We start from the raw sequence: 19,228 nt of genomic DNA on the forward strand, positions 1-19,228 counted from the left end.
TTTACTTGACTACGGTATTTCCGAGTAATCCTCCTAACATCTTCTCGGCATCTTTAAGTTTTTGATATTTGAAAATTAAAACTTCGACATTCGCGTCATCCTTTTCCGTCTTTAGCTCTTCACGGATCTTGACCATTTCACGGGTTATTTTACGTTTTTTGATGCGGTAAATCGAAGTGATAACAAGCACTTTTAAATGCTCATATTCTTGAGTTACATAGATTTTACGTTTATCATCATTCCAGTTTTCACTCAGATTGTACTTGGACGCAACACAGTTAATAGCAAGCTCAGCAACAGCAGCGTCTTGATTAGAGTAAAACTGCTTAGCCTCCGGTATTTCAAATTTTTCAACCGCCTCACGATAAACATTTAAGATAAAAGCTGCGGCCTTGTCCTCAAAATTGACATCAGCGATATTACTTAGTAAAACCCCTGCTACTGGTATATCTCCGTCCCCTTCCCAGGTCGCCAGATAGTCGCCATAATTGATAAGAATCCGTATAATTTCACGTTCTTGAAGTATTTCTGAAGTAATCTGCTGCGCAGGTGTCTCTGGTGCCAGCGGCGCGGCACCACCTCTTTCTTCATCGGTCATGAAAAAATCTGCAGGAGGTCCATCCATTGGTGGAGCCCCTGCCCCCATAACCGGAGTACTCTTCTTAGTGAAATCCTTATCTGCTTTCTTAGATTTTGAAATTCGGATCTTATTTAATTCTGAAAGTAAGATTCGCTCTTCAATATCCAATAAATTACTGCACTCCCGTATAAAAACTGAAACTTTAATTTCATCCGGAATCAATGCGATACTCTCAACGACATCACGGATCACCTCTGCCCTTTTTATCGGATCATTATTGGTATCGCGAAGTAAAATTCTAGTTTTATAAAAAATAAAATCTTGTTGATTCTCTTTGATATAGGACTTAAATACGGAAGAACCATAAGTCTTTACATACGAATCGGGATCATTACCATCTGGGAAAAGCAAAATCTTAACATTCAAACCTTCCTCCAGCAACATATCCGTTCCCCGAAGAGAAGCTTTAATCCCAGCTTCATCTCCATCATAAAGAATTGTTACATTTTTTGTGAAGCGCGCAATAAGTCGAATCTGTGCTGTCGTCAATGATGTACCTGATGAAGATACCACATTTTCTACACCTGCTTGATGGGTAGATATTACATCTGCATATCCTTCTACCAAATAGCAGTTATCCTCCTCCATAATTGCTTTTTTCGCAAAATTGAGTCCATAAAGCACATCTGACTTATGGTAGATATCACTCTCTGGTGAGTTTACATATTTGGGAACTTTCTTATCTGTCTTTAATGTCCTTCCTCCGAAACCGATTACTCTTCCAGTCAAATTATGGATAGGAAACATAACACGTCCGCGGAAACGATCGTATAAGCTTTTATCATCGCGCTCGATCGCAAGCCCAATTTCCTTCAGATAGTCGGGATGAAAACCCGCTTTGGTCGCTGCATCAACAAGTGCAGTCCAATTATCGGGGGAATAGCCCAATTCAAATTTTTTGATGATATCTTCCCGATAGCCACGTTCCTTAAAGTAGTGCAGGCCAATAACCTGCCCCATCTCTGTGGTCCACATTTCATCTTTGAAAAATTTACTGGCCCATGCGCTCAACACATATAAACTTTCTCTCTTATCTTGAGCCGCTAACTGTGCTGGCGAGCGTTCAACCTCTTCAACCTCTATACTGTATTTATTAGCGAGGTATTTAATGCCTTCCGGATAAGAAAATTTCTCTAGTTCCATCACGAACTTCAACGAATCTCCTCCAACCCCACATCCAAAACATTTATAGATTCCTTTGGAAACAGAAACGTGAAAAGATGGCGTCTTCTCATGATGAAAAGGACAGTTACCAATAAGCGATGTACCCCTCTTTTTCAAGTCTACAAAATCACCTACAACCTCCTCTATTCGAGCAGCATCCAACACCTTATCTATTATCTCTTGCTTGATCAATTTCGTATCCTTTTATAATCAGTAAATTTAATAAATATATAAGCAATTACAACATCAAATTCATCGGCATTTCTGCTATCCAAACTAAATATTTTACTATTTTTGCAATACCATAAGAATGCTGAAATAGAAAGCTATGTCATTTAATATCAAAAAAATCTGTTGTATCGGTGCTGGATATGTAGGCGGACCGACGATGTCTGTTGTTGCCCAACAATGTCCTCATATCCAAATCACCATTGTTGATGTCAATGTCGAACGTATTGCGGCCTGGAATGACGAAAATTTGGATAACCTTCCGGTCTACGAACCAGGGCTGACAGCGATTGTCGCTGAGGCAAGGGGTCGTAATCTATTTTTCTCTACTGATGTTGATAAAGCTATAGATGAAGCAGATATGATTTTTATTTCTGTCAATACCCCTACCAAAAACTACGGCAAAGGAAAAGGGATGGCTGCTGATCTCAAATACATTGAATTATGTGCGAGACAAATTGCTTCTGTTGCAAAAACAGATAAGATTATTGTCGAAAAATCTACTTTACCTGTGCGTACTGCAGCAGCATTAAAAAGTATTCTCGACCATACAGGCAATGGTGTTAATTTTCATATCCTATCCAATCCAGAATTTTTAGCCGAAGGTACTGCTATTCAAGACTTATTAGCCCCGGACCGCGTGTTAATTGGTGGAGAAAATCAAGAAGCAATTGATACGCTCGTAAAAATTTACCAAAATTGGGTTCCTGACACTAACATTTTGACGACTAACTTATGGTCTTCGGAATTATCTAAATTGACGGCAAATGCCTTTTTGGCACAACGCGTTTCATCGATAAATTCGATCTCTGAACTCTGCGAAAAAACAGGTGCCAATGTGGATGAAGTTTCTAAAGCAATTGGCATGGATACCCGTATTGGTTCAAAATTTTTAAAGGCATCTGTTGGGTTTGGCGGTTCCTGTTTTCAAAAGGATATTTTAAACCTTGTGTATATTGCAAGAAGTTATGGTCTGAATGAAGTCGCAGATTATTGGGATCAGGTCATCATCATGAATGATCACCAAAAACAGCGCTTTGCAGATAATATCATCCAAACTTTGTACAATACAGTATCAGGAAAGAAAATTACATTCTTGGGATGGGCTTTTAAAAAGGATACAAATGACACTAGAGAATCTGCAGCTATTTACGTTGCTGATTACTTATTAAGTGAACAAGCTGAAATCACGATATACGACCCTAAAGTCACAGCCGAACGTATCTACGCTGATCTCGATTATTTAAATACAAGAAGTCCTGAAGAAAATAGAGCACTTGTAAAGGTCGTAAATGATCCCATTCAGGCATGCCAAGACGCCCATGCTATTGCTGTGTTAACGGAATGGGAGGAGTTTAAAAACTATGACTGGTACACCATAAAACACCAAATGAAACGACCCGCTTTTATATTTGATGGCAGAAAACTGTTAAACAGAAAGTACCTGGAAGATCTAGGATTTAAATATTATGCTATCGGTGAATAAGTCTATGCATTTCTGTAATAAAAAAAGGGTTGTTTGAAAACAACCCTTTTTTATTTACCAATTTTTTATGTATTGGGTTCGAGAGAAGTCCGAATATTATTTATTTGATTCGTATATAAATTAACATCGGACTTTAATAGTGCCTGTAAAGCCTTTTAAAAGAATAGAAGAAGAAAGTGGAAAAGGCCTACAGGACTTTTTATCTTTAGCTGGACATCATCTGATATATTTCGCTCATGTAAGTGGATTCTGACAGTGCATCCGAAAAATCATTCCATTCGGTTTCATTAAAAACAAAAACAATTTCTGGACAAGGTGTATCAATCAATACGCGCATATCACCATCAGGAAAGCTAAAATAGTTCCCTTTCACATTACTTCTCATCGTTGCGGAAACAAAGGACTCAAACTGAAGATAACCTAAACTTAATAGGAAAGAGTCTTGCCAGATATAAAATGTTTTACACTTCGTGCAATAACTGATATGAGATTTGCCTTTATGGCTGAGAACGACTGATTGACACATATGATTCGCTTTATTTAAAACATGACACCTTGTATGTATTTAGACTAATTATAAATAATAATCAAATGTAAAGATTAATTCCGAATCTGACGAATAAAAAAACAAAAAAAGGAGCAAAAATAATTTTGCTCCTTTTTTTGTTTTTTTTTGTGTTTAATTCAAGCCACGCTTAATTAACAAATATTTCGGATCTGGATCCGCTCCTCTAAATGTTTTATACATTTGTGCAGGATCTCCTGTATTTCCTTTTTCTAAGATATTACGACGAAATGAATCTGCTGTTGGCTGATCATACAATGACTTTTCTTTAAAAGCTGCAAAAGCATCTGAGTCTAATACCTCCGACCAGATATAGGCATAATAGCCCGCCGAGTACCCACTGGCAAAAATATGTTGGAAATAGGTACTTCTGTAACGTGGTATTATTGCATCAATTAAACCAATCTTCTTCATAGCTCCTTTTTCAAAATCATTGATATCTCCAGTAATAGGTGATGTCGTTGCATGATAGTTCATATCTAATAAAGAAGCTGCCAAATACTCTACAGTCGCGAAACCTTGATCAAACGTTCCAGCCTTCTCCATTTTAGCAATTAAAGAATCTGGAATTGCTTCTTTAGTTTTATAATGCTTTGCATATTCTTTCAATACTTGTGGATCTGCCGCCCAATTTTCCATAATCTGAGATGGGAGCTCTACAAAATCTCTTGAAACAGATGTTCCTGCTAGACTTTTATATTTTACATTCGATAATAAACCATGTAAAGCATGTCCAAATTCATGAAACAAAGTACTCGCTTCATCAAAAGTTAATAATGCCGGTTGGTCACCAACAGGTTTTGTGAAATTACAAACGATCGAGATTACAGGAGCATTACGCTTTCCTTCTGTTTTACTTTGATTACGGTAAGATGTCATCCATGCACCACTTCTTTTAGATTCGCGAGGAAAAAAATCGGCATATAATATACCTAAGTGAGAGCCATCTTTGTCTTTTACTTCGTACACCTCAACATCTTTTTGGTATACAGGAACGTTGTTTAAAGCAACGAACGTCAATCCATATAATTTATTAGCGACAGCAAATGCGCCTTCTCTTACTGTAGGCAAACTAAAGTAAGGTTTGATTTCATCTTCGTTTAATGCGAATCTTTTTTTACGGATAATCTCTGTATAGTATCTCCAGTCATAAGGGGCTACTTCAAAATTACCCCCCTCTGCTTTTATCTCTTTATTGATATCAGCAGCTTCGCCTTTTGCTTTATTAAGTGCCGGAGTCCATAATTTATTTAACAATGCATATACATTTGCGGGATTTTCAGCCATAGATTCTTCTAAAACAAACGCTGCATGAGATGCATAACCCAATAATTTAGCTTTTGCTAATCTAAGATTTGAAATCTTGCGTAAGTTTTCTTTATTATCAGTAGCATCATCATGATTTCCTTGTGTTTGGTATGCTTCCCAGATTTGTTTTCTTAATTCTCTGTTTTTAGCGTATTGCAAGAATGGCATAATAGAAGGATTCTGCAAAGTAAAAACCCATTTTCCTTCTTTACCCTTAGCTTTTGCATCTTCAGCAGCCGCTGATTTTAAAGCCTCTGATAGACCTTCTAATTGTGAAGCACTATCGACAACCAATTCAAAAGCTTTAGACTCAGTCATCAAATTCTGTCCGAATTGTAATGTTAATGACGATAATTCAGAATTAATTTTCTTCAATTTCTCTTTATCAGCATCTTTTAAGTTAACTCCCGCACGAACAAACGATTTATAGGTCTCTTCCAACAATTTATTATCTTCACTATCTAAACCTAACGATGATTTCTTAGACCAAACAGCTTTTACTCTTTCAAATAATTTCGCATTTAAAGAAATTTCATCATTATGTGCAGACATAATGGGCACTAATTCTTTAGCAATTGCTTTTATACTATCGTTAGTATTTGCCTGATTCAAATTATAAAAAACGGTAGATACATTACCCAATAATTTTCCAGCATTTTCTAATGCAACAATGGTATTGGCAAATGATGGATCTTCGGAATTATTTATAATTGTATCAATCTCTAAATTATGCACCTTAAGCGCTTCTTCAAAAGCGGGTTTAAAATGTTCATCTTTAATTTTATCAAATGGAGGAACATTAAATGGAGTATCGTATGCTAATAATAGCGGGTTATCTGTCATTTGTTTATTTTGTTCGCAACCAACAAAGGCTGTTGCCACAATTAAAAAAAATGGCAAAAGTCGTTTTTTCTTCATTATATATCTTTTTATTCTCGCAATAATTTGGGCAAAGTTACAAATATTTGTGTAAGTAATACTTTTTAGAAAGATCAAAATAAGTATTGTATATTTATCACAATATTGTAATAACCAGAAAAGTACTGAAACTATTTTATAATTTTGTTGTCTCATAGCATAAATCTTCATTAATGAATAATATCAATCATTTTTTCTTGTACTGCGCAGGTGTACATGAAGAGACATTAAAAAAATATCCGCAAGAACATAATAAGTATGTGGCTATTGGTGCTACCATTTTCTTCACGGGTCTTTTTGCCTCCCTTTCTGGTGGCTATGCTATGTATTTTGTTTTTAGTGGAACCTATCTAGATTGGCTTTTAGCAATTGTATTTGGTATCATATGGGGTCTAATGATCTTCAATATGGACCGTTATATTGTATTGAGTATTAATAAATCGAAAACAGGTGGCTTTCAATTCTTACAGGCTTTACCACGGATATTACTTGCCATATTAATTGGTATCGTTATTTCAAGACCTTTAGAGCTTAAAATTTTCGACAAAGAAATAAGAGAAAATTTAAAGACAACCTATATTGCCAATGAACGAGCTAAGATAGACAGTCTAAATATTATTTTTAACAAAAAATATACGTTTGATCTCACTCAACTTAAATCACTTACCACAGAAAGAGATTCCCTTGATGCAAGAATCAAAGCCGATCGACAAAAGCTCAACTTTGAAATCTTCGGTAATAAAACAACCGAAACATCTGGTGTAGTAGGATACGGACCATATGCAAAACGAAAAGAACTTGAATTAGAAAAATCAACAGTATATCTTGACAGTTTACGTAGCTCAATTATAGCTAAAGAGCGCTTAATACTTGACAAACAAAAAGCGGAAGGTATATTAAATCAAAAAGGGCTTTCAAATGCCAGTTTGGATAGCGCTGTTAATCTGGCTGGATTTGCTGACCGAAATTCAGCCCTTGGAAACCTTAAGTTTAAAGCTAACGGACAAGTGGATGAAGCAACTGCAAATGCGGTTACTTTCATCGGATTACTTTTTATTTTCCTTGAGTGTTTACCGGTATTCGTTAAGCTTCTTTCAGGAAGAGATGCTTATGATAAGGCGATCTACAATCAACGCATAATCGATGAATATGAATCGGATGCTTATACCGTTACGGAGAAAGCTGCTATAGACCATTTAAAAGATGCTTCTATCGATATATCGATCAATAAAAGACTTAAGAAAATGAACGAAGAAATAGAAGAAGAGGTTTAATCCTCTTCTTCTATTTCTTCATCCAAATATTTGGAATCAATTTGCTTATTTGCCTTAGCACCTAATTTCTTCAGATTCTCCACGCGCTTAATCACATTACCAGCGCCGAAAGATAGTTTTTTAGAAGCATCTTCATGGCTTTTCAATGCTTTTTGCAATTGTGCCTGTACTTGATCCATATCTGTTAAAAATCCGTGGAATTTGTCATAAAGTGCTCCGGCTTCCTTGGCAATTTCAATAACATTACGTGTCTGTCTTTCTTGTTTCCAGATACTAGCTATGGTACGTAAGGTTGCTAAAAGCGTAGATGGGCTTACAATTACGACCTTTCTATCCCATGCATCACTAAAAAGATCTGGTTTTTCGGAAACCGACATACTCAAAGCAGATTCTATCGGCATAAAGAGTAAGACAAAATCTGGAGATTCAATACCATACAATTCATGATAATTTTTTGCAGAAAGGTCTTTGACATGATTTTCCACAGATAAAATATGCTGTCTTGCAAAAACAGCACGATCGATATCATCTTCTGCATTTACCCAACGCTCGTAAGCTATCAAAGAAACTTTCGAATCGACAATCAGATGTTTATTTTCGGGCAAATCAATAATGGCATCGGGTTGCATTCGTCTCCCATCAATATCTGTAAATGATGCCTGCAATCTAAATTCACGATCCTTCACAAGCCCCGAGCGTTCCAGAACACGTTCTAAGATTACCTCGCCCCAATTTCCCTGTTTCTTTGCGTCACCTTTAAGAGCACGCGTCAAGTTGGTCGCTTCATCCTTAATCCGCAAACTTTGCTCCATCAGCTGTTGCACCACACCTTTCAAAGAGTTTCTTTCTGCGGCTTCCTGCGAATAAGTTTTATCCACTTTCTCTTCAAAAAGTTTGATTTTTTCTTTTAAAGGATCTAAGATCAATCCAATGGACTTCGAATTGGTTTCTGTAAATCGAAGTGTCTTTTCTTCTAAAATTTTATTGGCAATGACCTGAAACTCGGTATTAAATTGGCTTTTAATAGCAGCAATCTCCACTTTCTGCTCCTGAAACTTATCTTGCTGCGCCTCATAAAAAGAACGCGTGCTCTCTAAAGAACGTTCAACGATCAGTACATGCTCCCGTTCTTTTTCCAGTTCATCACGCAACATCGCCCGCTCTTGCAATAAACTCTGTTCACGTTGCTGCACTTTTGCCAGTTCTATTGCCATTAATTCCTTCTCCTCTCTCCACTGATTATCATCTTGATGTGAATCCTTCTTTTTCAAAGAAATTACAATTAGAACAACTAATAAAATGATAACGATAATAATATACACTGTTTCCATAAATTCACTTAACTAAATAAAAAATGGTCTTTTCAGACCATTAAAACTACTGTAACTTTTGATGAGTTCGCCACCAAAGGTCAGGCATTTCACCTGTAACAGCCATCTGATAGTCCTCATATCGACAAGGAACCAAATGATACCTTTCATTAACAGAACGTGACCCAAAATATGGAACTTGCATCCACCAGCGATCTGATTTTTTACTTTTAACAAATACCAATTCATGTTCCTCATTTTCCAGGGTCGTTCTATAGATAATATAAGACGATTTTGGTAATAAAGGGGTATCCTGCTTACGGTTATAAAAGCCATCTATAAAGCACCAGATCATCTGGGATACCAACATGGCTGTTTGCTGCATGGGATCATAAGATGGGTTAAATTCATAGAACCCGATTGAAGAACATTTATCTGACATCCCTGCGTAACGTGCAATCTGGCAGGCTTCATCGCCAAATAAACCATTTGGCATTGCATTCGCATTGCCCGAAGCTTCAGAAGCACGGATAGCTCCAATATCAAAACTAACCATATCAGCGGCTCGCACCAGCGGTTCAGATTGATCCATTCGACCGGCTATTGCACCGAGCCTAGTAGCATTGAAGAATAACTTATCGTACATATTCAACGATTCTTTACTTACCAAATAGGTCTGATATGCAATATTATTTAAATTAAATAAGTAATCGGGTTCGTGCAGAATAATATGGTTCAAATATGATCTTGAATCCAGTGCAACCTGTTCACCACTTTCCTGGTTCAGATCAAATCGACCATCTATTACGGCCACTTCCACCTTTTGCCCCAGATTTTGATAGCCTAAGTATTGTGCATAGGTCAGATCCTGACCACCACCAATTATTATGGGAACGATATCATCGGCTAATAATTCTTCCACAACTGCTCTAAGTGCTGCGTAAGTATCTTTTATCGTTGCCCCCTCTTTAATATTACCGAGATCAACAGCGTTGATTGCATAATCCCCTTGGTAAAGCTGATACAAATGTTTTCTTATCGCATCAGGAGATTTTGCACAGCCCTGATTATTAACAGCAGCACGATCTTCTTCTACGCCAATTATAGCCAATTGTGGCTTATCGTCTTTATCCCAAGTCGGAAATTGATTGTCATAAAAACGAACAACATTGCCAAGTTGCGAACGAAAAAATCCTTCTTCAGGAAATAGCTTTTGGGTAACAATCGGACTAAAAAAAACGGATAATGACATATGATGAATTTGTGTTGACGGTAATCAAAAATTAAAACCTTGCCTTAGACAAATATCCATTTATTAACTTACTTTTGAAAACATTATTTTTAACGTTATCTTTAACATGTGATATTAATAACAGGAGGAACCGGATTTTTAGGGGCTACATTGATCAAGCAATTGATCGATTTAGGAATTGATGTGATAGCTACGAAACGCTCAAACTCGATAATTCCAGAACAGCTATTATCATCGTCTTTAATCCAATGGATTGACGCTGATATTTGTAACTACTTTGATCTTGAAGAAGCATTCCAAAATATCACTGAGGTGTACCACTGTGCCGCTGTCGTATCTTACCAAAAACAAGATGCGGTGAACATGAAAAAAGTAAATGTTGAAGGGACCGCTTATGTTGTCAACCTTTGTCTAGCACATCAGGCCAGACTTGTTCATGTCAGTTCTGTTGCTGCATTAGGATCCAGTAAAAATCAAGCTCCTGTTAGTGAAAAAGACTATTGGGAATATGAGTCTTCGTTATCCAACTACGCAATTTCAAAATATGAAAGTGAAATGGAAGTTTGGAGAGGTATTGCGGAAGGTTTAAATGCTGTTATCGTAAATCCATCTGTTATCATTGGAGCTTCCTCTGGTGCAAAAGGTTCCGGTGCAATATTTTCATTAATCAATAAAGGATTAAAATACTACCCAACAGGTACTGTTGGTGTGGTTGATGTTGAAGATGTGGCTTCCATTATGCGCAATCTAATGGCACTAAAAAATATTTCAGGAGAGCGTTTTATTATCAACAATGTGAACCTCAGCAATAAGGAACTACTGGAGAAGGCAAGTGCCTTGATGGGTAAAGCAGCTCCTAAAATAGCAATCCCTCCTGCTGTACTGATGATCGCAGCTACGCTAGCGACTGCAGTTGCATCGATAAAAAAGGAAAAATCGACCCTTACAAAAGATAGCGCTAGGGCTTCTAGCGAGAAGCTAGCCTATACAGATGCAAAATTACAACAGGCATTAGCTTTTGAATATAAACCTTTAGAAACGACCTTAAAAGAGATAGCTGTACGCTATAACTGACAATAAATAATCTAATCCTAAACTCAAACTAAACCGTGAAAAATTATTACATCATTGATTTTGACAGTACCTTTACGCAAGTAGAGGCTTTGGACGAATTAGCAAAAATTTCGCTAGAACATCATCCTGACAGGGAAAAGATATATCTTGAAATTGAACGCTACACCAATCTTGCAATGGAGGGTAAACTTTCATTTCGTGAAGCATTAGCTGGTCGTGTCCAATTACTACAAGCAAATAAAAGTCATCTCGACAAACTTATTACACACCTGAAAAAGAAAGTCTCTACTTCATTCTCAAGAAATAGAGAGTTTTTTAAAAAAAATTCGGACACCGCTTGGATTGTATCTGGAGGATTTAAAGAGTTCATTACGCCAGTTGTTATTCCTTATAATATCAAAAAGGAAAATATCTACGCGAACACCTTTATATTTGATGAGCATGATAATATCATCGGATTTGACGAATCAAATCCTTTATCGGATGAAGGCGGTAAAGTAAAATTACTACAGGAATTAAAAATAGATGGTACTATTTACGGCATCGGTGATGGGTATTCTGATTTTCAATTAAAAGAATCCGGGCTTATTGAGAAATTCTTTGCATTTACTGAAAATATTTCCAGAAAAACTGTCACTGAAAAAGCGGATTTTATTACACCTAGTTTTGATGAATTTCTATATGTCAATAATTTACCCCGCGCTATTTCCTACCCTAAAAATCGGATTCTTTGTCTGATCGTCGGAGAGGTTCCTGAAATTGCTTCTCATATATTAAAAAGAGATGGATTTTCTGTGCGCACAAAAGACACTTTTGAAGAAAAGTATACAAAAGACGTCGGCATGCTTTTACTTGGAAAAGATATCTCTGTTTCTGAAGATCAATTATCCCGTGCCGATAAGCTCAAAACGATTGGCGTTTTAGGTGATGCAAAAAATCATCTTAACAAAGATATTTGCAATGCAAAAGGCATTGTTGTTTTTGATGACAAAAAAGACAAAAAGAGAAACGCCGAATTTATTCCGAGAAGAATGGCCGACTTCATTAATAATGGAGATACCTACATGAGTCGCAATTTTCCAAATCTATTGCTTCCTAAAGTAAAAGATGTTACACGTTTACTTCATATCCATAAAAATGTACCTGGTATCATGGCGCAGATTAATCTTGTCTATGCTCAAAATGATATCAATATCATATCTCAATTTCTGATGACTAAGGCTGATATAGGCTATGCTGTCACGGATATCAAAGGTGAATATGACCGGGATTTAATCAAACAACTTAAAAAAGTTCAGAATACCATAAAATTTCGAATTTTATATTAAAATAAAAGCGGGAACTTATAGTTCCCGCTTTTATTTTAATAATAATATATTGTTTTTGGTGTCACACAGACATCCAAAGGAATATCGTGCGGATCGATATCCTCGATTATCGCTATAGGTTCAAAAAATGAAAGACCGACCTTTTTAACATCAGGTCTGCATAAAGATAAAAAGCGATCGTAATAACCTTTTCCATATCCAATCCGATTCCCAGCCTTATCTGAAATTAATAAGGGAACCAGCACCATGTCAATACTCTTTTCGTCAACATAAACTCCTTCTACCGGTTCGAGTATGCCCCATTGATTATGAGCTAATGCCAACTTATCATCATAAATATAATGACTCATCACATTAGACTGTAAATTCGATTTGGAGATAACAATTTGAATCTCCGGAAACTTTTCCTGCAAATATGAAATGAGTAGCAGCGTATTAGGTTCATGAAATTTCAGTATTGGCAAAAAGACATGACAAAATTTCACGTTTTGCCATTCCAAACGCTTTAAATTTTCTAACAGACCCAAATTTAGATCAATCTCTTCAGACGGAGCTAATCGCGATCTTAAATGCCGATAATATGTCCTGAGTTCATTTTTGGTCATCATAATAGAAAAAAAAACGGCCTTGCAGCTGGGTGCTAACAAGACCGAATAATCAACCTAAACCTAAATCTTAATATTATTTAACACGCTCGATGTAATCACCTGTTTGCGTATCAATTCTTACTTTATCTCCTTGATTAATAAAAAGAGGTACTTTAATTTCAACTCCAGTTTCCACTGTTGCATTTTTTAATGCATTTGTTGAAGTATCTCCCTTTACTGCAGGCTCTGTGTATGTTATTTCTAATTCAACACTTTTAGGAGCATGCGCCATAATTGCTTCATCACTTTCAAATGCTACAATTACGTTCATACCCTCTTTCAAGAATCGTGCCGAAGTTCCAAACAAGAACTTAGGGATATTAAACTGTTCGTAAGTGGTATTGTCCATTACAACGAAAAAGTCTCCCTCCTCATATAAATATTGATAATCGTTTGTTTCAACACGAGCAATCTCAACACTTTCGTCAACTCGAAAACGGTATTCTACTAATTTACCAGTTTTCACATTACGCATTCTCGCTTGATAGAAAGCACGTAAATTACCTGGTGTACGATGTATAAATTCCTCAACAGCGACTAACTCACCGTTGAATCTTAAAACATTTCCTGACTTAACGTCTGATGCTTTTGCCATGATTTAAACTTTTATAATTATTTTCTGAGTCACAAAACTACAAAATCTAATCTTTTAATAAAAATCTAATAATTATCAACTTTTATAATCTGAAATAGACAGGGTCTGGTCACAAAAATTATATTCCTTCTCTTGGTTTGAACAAATGATAAACAATCGATCTGCACGCTTTGTTTTATCAACCAATTCTAAGTACCATCCTTCACCTGCGGTATCCAAATTACTAGTTGGTTCATCCAATAACACGAAAGCAGAATCACTGCAACAAGCTAAAGCCAATTTGACACGTTGCTTCATTCCTGAGGAAAAAAATTTCAGTTCTTTGTCTATTGCATTTTCCAGGCCTAATAAGTGTACAACCTCAGGTTCACTATATCCGCTTAGATAATTCTTAAATTTAAAATGAAATTGTATTTGCTCTCGTAACGTAAATTCTTCTATTAATTCTACATAGGGCGTAGCGAGCGAAAGATATTGAAAAACCGACTCAACATCCACTGCTTTATCATTCATTTCATAATAAATACTTCCAGCGGAAGGCGCTAAACTTCCCGAAAGCACTTTTAACAAAGTGGACTTTCCTGAACCATTAGGTCCAAGTATGGCGTATGACTTTCCGGATTCAAACTCATATGTAATATGTTTAAAAATCCATTCCCGATTATAACGCCGACCTACATCTGTTAAAATAATTTTCAAATGATCTAAAATTAGACAGCCCTTTGATTAAATCCTTTAATAACACCTCGATTAGAGTTGCGGATAAAACCTAATATCTCGTCACGAATTTCAGTTGCCTGAAATTCAGCCTCAATGATCGCCGCCGCTTTTGTTAAATTTCTATTTTGAACAAATAGAACACGATAAATATTTTGAATTTCAGCAATCTGCTCTTCTGAGAAGCCTCTTCTCCTTAATCCAACAGAATTTATACCTGCATAAGAAATAGGCTCACGTGCCGCTTTGATAAACGGAGGTACATCTTTTCTTACTAATGTACCACCTGTCACGAAAGCATGCGATCCAATGGTACAGAATTGATGAACTGCTACCATACCTGCCAAAACTACATAATCTCCTACGGTAATATGTCCCGCTAGTGTACTGCTATTTGAAAATATGCAGTAATCACCGATTGTACAATCGTGTGCAATATGACTATATGCCTGAATAAGGCAATTTTTTCCAATTACTGTTTTAAATTTATCTTTTGTTCCTCTATTGATAGTAACGCATTCGCGAATAGTAGTATTATCCCCAATCTCAGCAGTTGTAATTTCACCGTCGAACTTCAAATCTTGAGGTTCACCTGAAATAACTGCTCCTGGATAAATTTTACAATTTTTACCAATACGTGCCCCATCCATAATTGTCACATTGGAACCGATCCACGTTCCCTCCCCAATAACTACATCCCTATGGATAGTAGCAAATGGTTCTACAACAACATTTTGAGCAATCTTTGCTTCTGGATGTATATAAGCTAACGGCTGTATCATCTCTACTATTATTTTACTTTCACAATCTGAGCCATTAACTCAGCTTCGCAAACAACTTTTTCACCTACCATAGCTACACCTTTCATTTTAGCAATGCCTCTGCGGATAGGTTCCGTCAAATCGCATCTAAAAATAATCGTGTCACCTGGACTTACCTGCACTTTAAATCGTGCGTTTTCAATTTTTAAAAATAACGTCAACCAGTTCTCCGGGTCAGGAACAGTATTCAATACTAGAATACCACCTGTCTGTGCCATCGCTTCAATTTGCAATACCCCAGGGAAAATTGGCGCCCCAGGAAAATGCCCCATGAACAAGTCTTCATTCATTGTAACATTTTTCAGGCCAACTACATGATTTTCTGTTAATTCTAATATTTTATCAACCATTAACATCGGTTGACGGTGAGGTAAAATCTTCATAATCTGCACTGTATCATATACAGGAGTCATATTTGGATCGTACACCTTAATCTTTTTTGTATTTTTATCCTTGCGGATTTGCTCTTTGATTTTCTTTGCAAAAGCAACGTTAGCGGCGTGACCAGGTCTTGCTGCCATAACATGTCCTTTCAATGGTCGACCAACTAAAGCGAGGTCACCCACCATATCTAATAACTTATGACGAGCGGGCTCATTCTGATGACGAAGCTGAATATTGCTCAAGATACCTTCTTTTGCAACAGTAACATCATCACGGTTGAACAAATGTGATAATTTCTTCAATTCCTCAGGAGATGTTTCTTTATCAACGATAACGATCGCATTGCTTAAATCGCCACCTTTGATCAAACCATTATCAACCAACATTTCTAATTCATGTAAAAAACAGAAAGTTCTTGAAGAAGATATTTCTTTTGAAAAATCTTCAATGGTATTAATAGCAGCATGCTGACTTCCTAATACAGGCGAATTAAAATCAATCATACACGTTAAACGGTAACCATCTAGTGGCATTGCCATGATTTCTACCTTACGTTCAGATTCTATATAATGTATGGCATGCTGAATTTCAAAATAATCACGATCAGCTTCTAACTCTTCGAAACCAGCTTCCTCAAATTTATCAATAAATATGGCTGAACTACCATCTAAAATAGGTACTTCGGGTCCATCAATTTCAATTAATACGTTATCAATCTGTAAACCTACCAGAGCAGCCATTAAGTGTTCAATAGTACTCACACTTGCGCCATTTTGAGAAATCGTTGTACCTCTCGATGTATCTGTGACATTATCAGCATCAACCAGTATTTCTGGCTGACCTTCTAAATCAATTCTTTTAAACTTATACCAATGATTTTCAGGAGCTTGCTTTATTGTCATAGATACAGTTTTACCTGTATGTAAACCGACTCCAGATATGACCACATCTTGCTTGATGGTTCTTTGTTTTACATTCATTTCTAACATATATTTAATCAAAAACGACCAAAAGGTTCTTTTAAGATTTCAAATTTTCCTTTAATAATCGCTCCAACTCCCTGACACGTTTTTCAAGATCAGGTAATTTCGCATAAATGACTTGCGATCTCATATTGGATTGAAAACCCAATACAGGGCTCCCCGCCCACTTTTTATTCGCTTCGGTAATCGATCTATTGATTCCGGCTTGAGCCTGTACCTGACTTTTGTCAGCAACAGTAATATGGCCTACAATACCAACCTGGCCACCCAAAATTACGTTTTCACCGATCTTACTACTTCCAGAAACACCCGTTTGAGCGGCAATTACAGTATTCTTTCCTAATTCTACATTATGGGCTATTTGAATCAAGTTGTCCAGTTTAACACCTTTATGTAATATTGTAGATCCCATTGTAGCACGGTCAATAACCGTATTGGCACCAATTTCGATATCGTCTTCAATAATCACGTTACCAATTTGAGGAACCTTAGCATAGGTACCATCATCCTGCGGAGCAAATCCAAAACCATCAGAACCAATTACAGTTCCAGAATGCACAGTAACATTATTTCCCAGCACACAATCTTGGTATATCTTAACGCCAGGAAATAAGGTCGTATTGTCACCGATAATCACATTATCACCAATATAAACCTGCGGGTAAATTTTAACATTTTTACCGATTTTTCCACCTTTGCCAATATAGACAAAAGCTCCGATATAACCATCCTCACCGATGGTAGTAGTATCATGTATATATGACGGTTCTTCTCTGCCTTTTCTATCCAGGCGAACTTCATTATAGATGTTCAATAATGTAGAAAATGCCGTATAAGCATTTTTTACGCGGATCAACGTTAAAGTTGATTTGGGGGCTGATAATAATTGTTGATCTTCATTAACAATTACAATAGAGGCATTAGTCTCATATAAAAATTGCTCATATTTAGGATTCGATAGAAATGAAAGATCCCCTAAAGAAGCTTCTTCTATTTTCGCTAAATTTGAAACTTCTACATCAGGATTCCCCTCTATCGATCCATTTAATAAGGATGCTATTTGTTGAGCAGTAAATTGCATGCTACAAAGCTATGTTTTTTTATTATATTTTAATTATTTTTTAGCTGGAATTGCTATATATCCAAGCTCTTTGGGATAACACAGTACAAACTTCTGCACTTTTTTTGCTAACGCCTCTAAATTCGACAAATCTGATGCTTCAGCAATATCGCTAATCTCACCTGTCTTCATCAATATCTTAATCGGGTCATTGTGGCTATCATAAGCACTGTTCTGAATTTCCTGGGTGAAAACGTAATATTGCAATTCGTCATCACTTACCTGAAAATATTCTTTAACGCGACGATAAACCTCATCCATCAATTCTTTTGAGAAAGGCATATTACTCATAATGGTCCGATACAATTCACGGCTCATCAATTTCTGACACATCATACGCAAAATAGAATCTTCATGATGGGCCCATGTCTTAATACCAGACATAATATCAGTATCATCCAAAAGTGTAAACCAGTCCAAGTGTAAAGCATCTTCTAAAAAATTGTTCTTATCAATTTTTTGAGTCAAAAACCAGTTAAACGCTGGTGTCGCAAACAATGCGTTGCCACTACTTGCTAATTGCTTTGCCCGTTGCAGTATTTTGATTAATAACTGTTCTGCGCCCACTACGGTTTTATGGAGATATACCTGCCAGTACATTAATCGACGCGCTATTAAAAACTTTTCAACCGAGTAAATTCCTTTTTCTTCAATAACGATCTGATCATCAACCACAGCTAACATAGCTATAATTCGATCATATGAAATAACGCCTTCTGATACTCCTGTGAAAAAGCTGTCTCTATTTAGATAATCCATTCTGTCAGCATCCAATTGACTGGAAACTAACTGATGGAAAAATTTTCGGTGATATTTATTATTAAAAATAGTAATGGCCAGATCAAGCTTTCCTCCGAACTCATTATTGATACGGTCCATTAAAAGAGAAGATAGTAACTCATGCGAAACCCCATCTATAATCGTATGTTCTAAAGAATGAGAAAAGGGACCATGGCCAATATCATGAAGCAAAATAGCCGCAAGTGCCGCCTCTTTCTCTTCTTCACTGATATCGACACCTTTACCTTTTAGCGTATCAATCGCCAACGACATCAAGTGCATAGCCCCTATCGCATGTTGAAAGCGGGTATGCAGCGCTCCAGGATACACCAAATGTGTCATACTGACTTGCTTAATATAGCGAAGTCGTTGCAGATAAGGATGCTGTATAAGCTCAAAAATCAATCCCGATGGAATGGAAACAAATCCATAGACAGGATCATTTAATATTTTTTTCTTATTCAATTTATGAATGCATTTCTTCTAACATATAGCGCCAAAACAATAGCTAACTTTAATTGTTCATCAAATGAGTTAAAGATGAGCCAGTTTATTTTCCTGTCCTAGGAGTTAAATTATAAATACAAATATAATTAGTTTAAGTGGTTAACAAGTGTTAAAAATAATAGGTAAA

Annotated in this window: 16 protein-coding genes; 4 read left to right on the top strand and 12 right to left on the bottom strand. The window is 36.4% G+C overall.

From position 1 onward, the window contains the following. Position 1: 1 nt before the first annotated feature. The gene (dnaG, locus tag M2265_RS14985) at positions 2-1,996 is read right to left on the bottom strand and encodes a DNA primase (RefSeq protein ID WP_132771616.1); all 1,995 of its coding nucleotides are present in this window, start codon (positions 1,994-1,996) and stop codon (positions 2-4) included. Between the two features lie 136 nt (positions 1,997-2,132). Between dnaG and M2265_RS14990 the strand changes: the two genes are divergently transcribed. Further along, positions 2,133-3,518 (top strand): nucleotide sugar dehydrogenase, encoded by a 1,386-nt coding sequence (locus tag M2265_RS14990; protein ID WP_132771617.1) that lies wholly within the window; start codon positions 2,133-2,135, stop codon positions 3,516-3,518. A gap of 205 nt (positions 3,519-3,723) precedes the next feature. On the opposite strand, the gene M2265_RS14995 is transcribed toward M2265_RS14990, so the two are convergent. Both M2265_RS14995 and M2265_RS15000 read right to left on the bottom strand, forming a co-directional pair. Continuing rightward, entirely contained in the window at positions 3,724-4,044 is a 321-nt protein-coding gene (locus M2265_RS14995; RefSeq protein ID WP_031286983.1) for a hypothetical protein, read from the bottom strand. Between the two features lie 153 nt (positions 4,045-4,197). Continuing rightward, positions 4,198-6,309, bottom strand: a complete 2,112-nt coding sequence (locus tag M2265_RS15000; protein ID WP_132771618.1) for a M3 family metallopeptidase — start codon at positions 6,307-6,309, stop codon at positions 4,198-4,200. A gap of 173 nt (positions 6,310-6,482) precedes the next feature. Between M2265_RS15000 and M2265_RS15005 the strand changes: the two genes are divergently transcribed. After that, positions 6,483-7,583: a DUF4407 domain-containing protein gene (locus tag M2265_RS15005; RefSeq protein ID WP_021191858.1), complete on the top strand. Its 1,101-nt coding sequence runs from the start codon at positions 6,483-6,485 to the stop codon at positions 7,581-7,583. Here M2265_RS15005 and rmuC read toward each other — a convergent pair. Then, entirely contained in the window at positions 7,580-8,914 is a 1,335-nt protein-coding gene (gene rmuC, locus M2265_RS15010) for a DNA recombination protein RmuC (protein WP_132771619.1), read from the bottom strand. The two genes, M2265_RS15005 and rmuC, sit on opposite strands and share 4 nt — an antisense overlap. Positions 8,915-8,960: 46 nt before the next feature. Beyond that, a complete protein-coding gene (locus M2265_RS15015) occupies positions 8,961-10,145 on the bottom strand; it encodes a formimidoylglutamase (RefSeq protein ID WP_021191860.1) in 1,185 nt (394 codons plus the stop codon). A 108-nt stretch (positions 10,146-10,253) separates the two neighbouring features. On the opposite strand from M2265_RS15015, the gene M2265_RS15020 reads away from it, so the two are divergent. Continuing rightward, positions 10,254-11,219 (top strand): NAD-dependent epimerase/dehydratase family protein, encoded by a 966-nt coding sequence (locus M2265_RS15020; protein ID WP_021191861.1) that lies wholly within the window; start codon positions 10,254-10,256, stop codon positions 11,217-11,219. Positions 11,220-11,254: 35 nt separating this feature from the next. After that, positions 11,255-12,547 (top strand): HAD-IB family phosphatase, encoded by a 1,293-nt coding sequence (locus tag M2265_RS15025; protein WP_021191862.1) that lies wholly within the window; start codon positions 11,255-11,257, stop codon positions 12,545-12,547. A gap of 35 nt (positions 12,548-12,582) precedes the next feature. Here the strand turns inward: M2265_RS15025 and M2265_RS15030 are convergent, their stop codons facing one another. The 7 genes from M2265_RS15030 to M2265_RS15060 form a co-directional block, all read right to left on the bottom strand. Then, a complete protein-coding gene (locus tag M2265_RS15030) occupies positions 12,583-13,155 on the bottom strand; it encodes a 5-formyltetrahydrofolate cyclo-ligase (RefSeq protein ID WP_237682853.1) in 573 nt (190 codons plus the stop codon). 73 nt (positions 13,156-13,228) lie between these two features. Then, positions 13,229-13,789, bottom strand: coding sequence for an elongation factor P (gene efp, locus M2265_RS15035; RefSeq protein WP_021191864.1), 561 nt, complete (start codon positions 13,787-13,789; stop codon positions 13,229-13,231). A gap of 75 nt (positions 13,790-13,864) precedes the next feature. Then, complete coding sequence (locus tag M2265_RS15040; RefSeq protein WP_132771620.1) at positions 13,865-14,488, bottom strand: ATP-binding cassette domain-containing protein; 624 nt, start codon at positions 14,486-14,488, stop codon at positions 13,865-13,867. 11 nt (positions 14,489-14,499) lie between these two features. Then, a complete protein-coding gene (lpxA, locus tag M2265_RS15045) occupies positions 14,500-15,288 on the bottom strand; it encodes an acyl-ACP--UDP-N-acetylglucosamine O-acyltransferase (RefSeq protein ID WP_021191865.1) in 789 nt (262 codons plus the stop codon). A gap of 8 nt (positions 15,289-15,296) precedes the next feature. Then, positions 15,297-16,691, bottom strand: a complete 1,395-nt coding sequence (locus M2265_RS15050) for a bifunctional UDP-3-O-[3-hydroxymyristoyl] N-acetylglucosamine deacetylase/3-hydroxyacyl-ACP dehydratase (RefSeq protein WP_183916341.1) — start codon at positions 16,689-16,691, stop codon at positions 15,297-15,299. 40 nt (positions 16,692-16,731) lie between these two features. Next, positions 16,732-17,775: a UDP-3-O-(3-hydroxymyristoyl)glucosamine N-acyltransferase gene (gene lpxD / locus M2265_RS15055; protein WP_021191866.1), complete on the bottom strand. Its 1,044-nt coding sequence runs from the start codon at positions 17,773-17,775 to the stop codon at positions 16,732-16,734. A 33-nt stretch (positions 17,776-17,808) separates the two neighbouring features. Further along, positions 17,809-19,059 (bottom strand): HD domain-containing protein, encoded by a 1,251-nt coding sequence (locus M2265_RS15060; protein WP_132771622.1) that lies wholly within the window; start codon positions 19,057-19,059, stop codon positions 17,809-17,811. Positions 19,060-19,228: the final 169 nt, after the last annotated feature.

This window comes from Sphingobacterium kitahiroshimense (assembly GCF_025961315.1).
GTDB lineage: Bacteria > Bacteroidota > Bacteroidia > Sphingobacteriales > Sphingobacteriaceae > Sphingobacterium > Sphingobacterium anhuiense.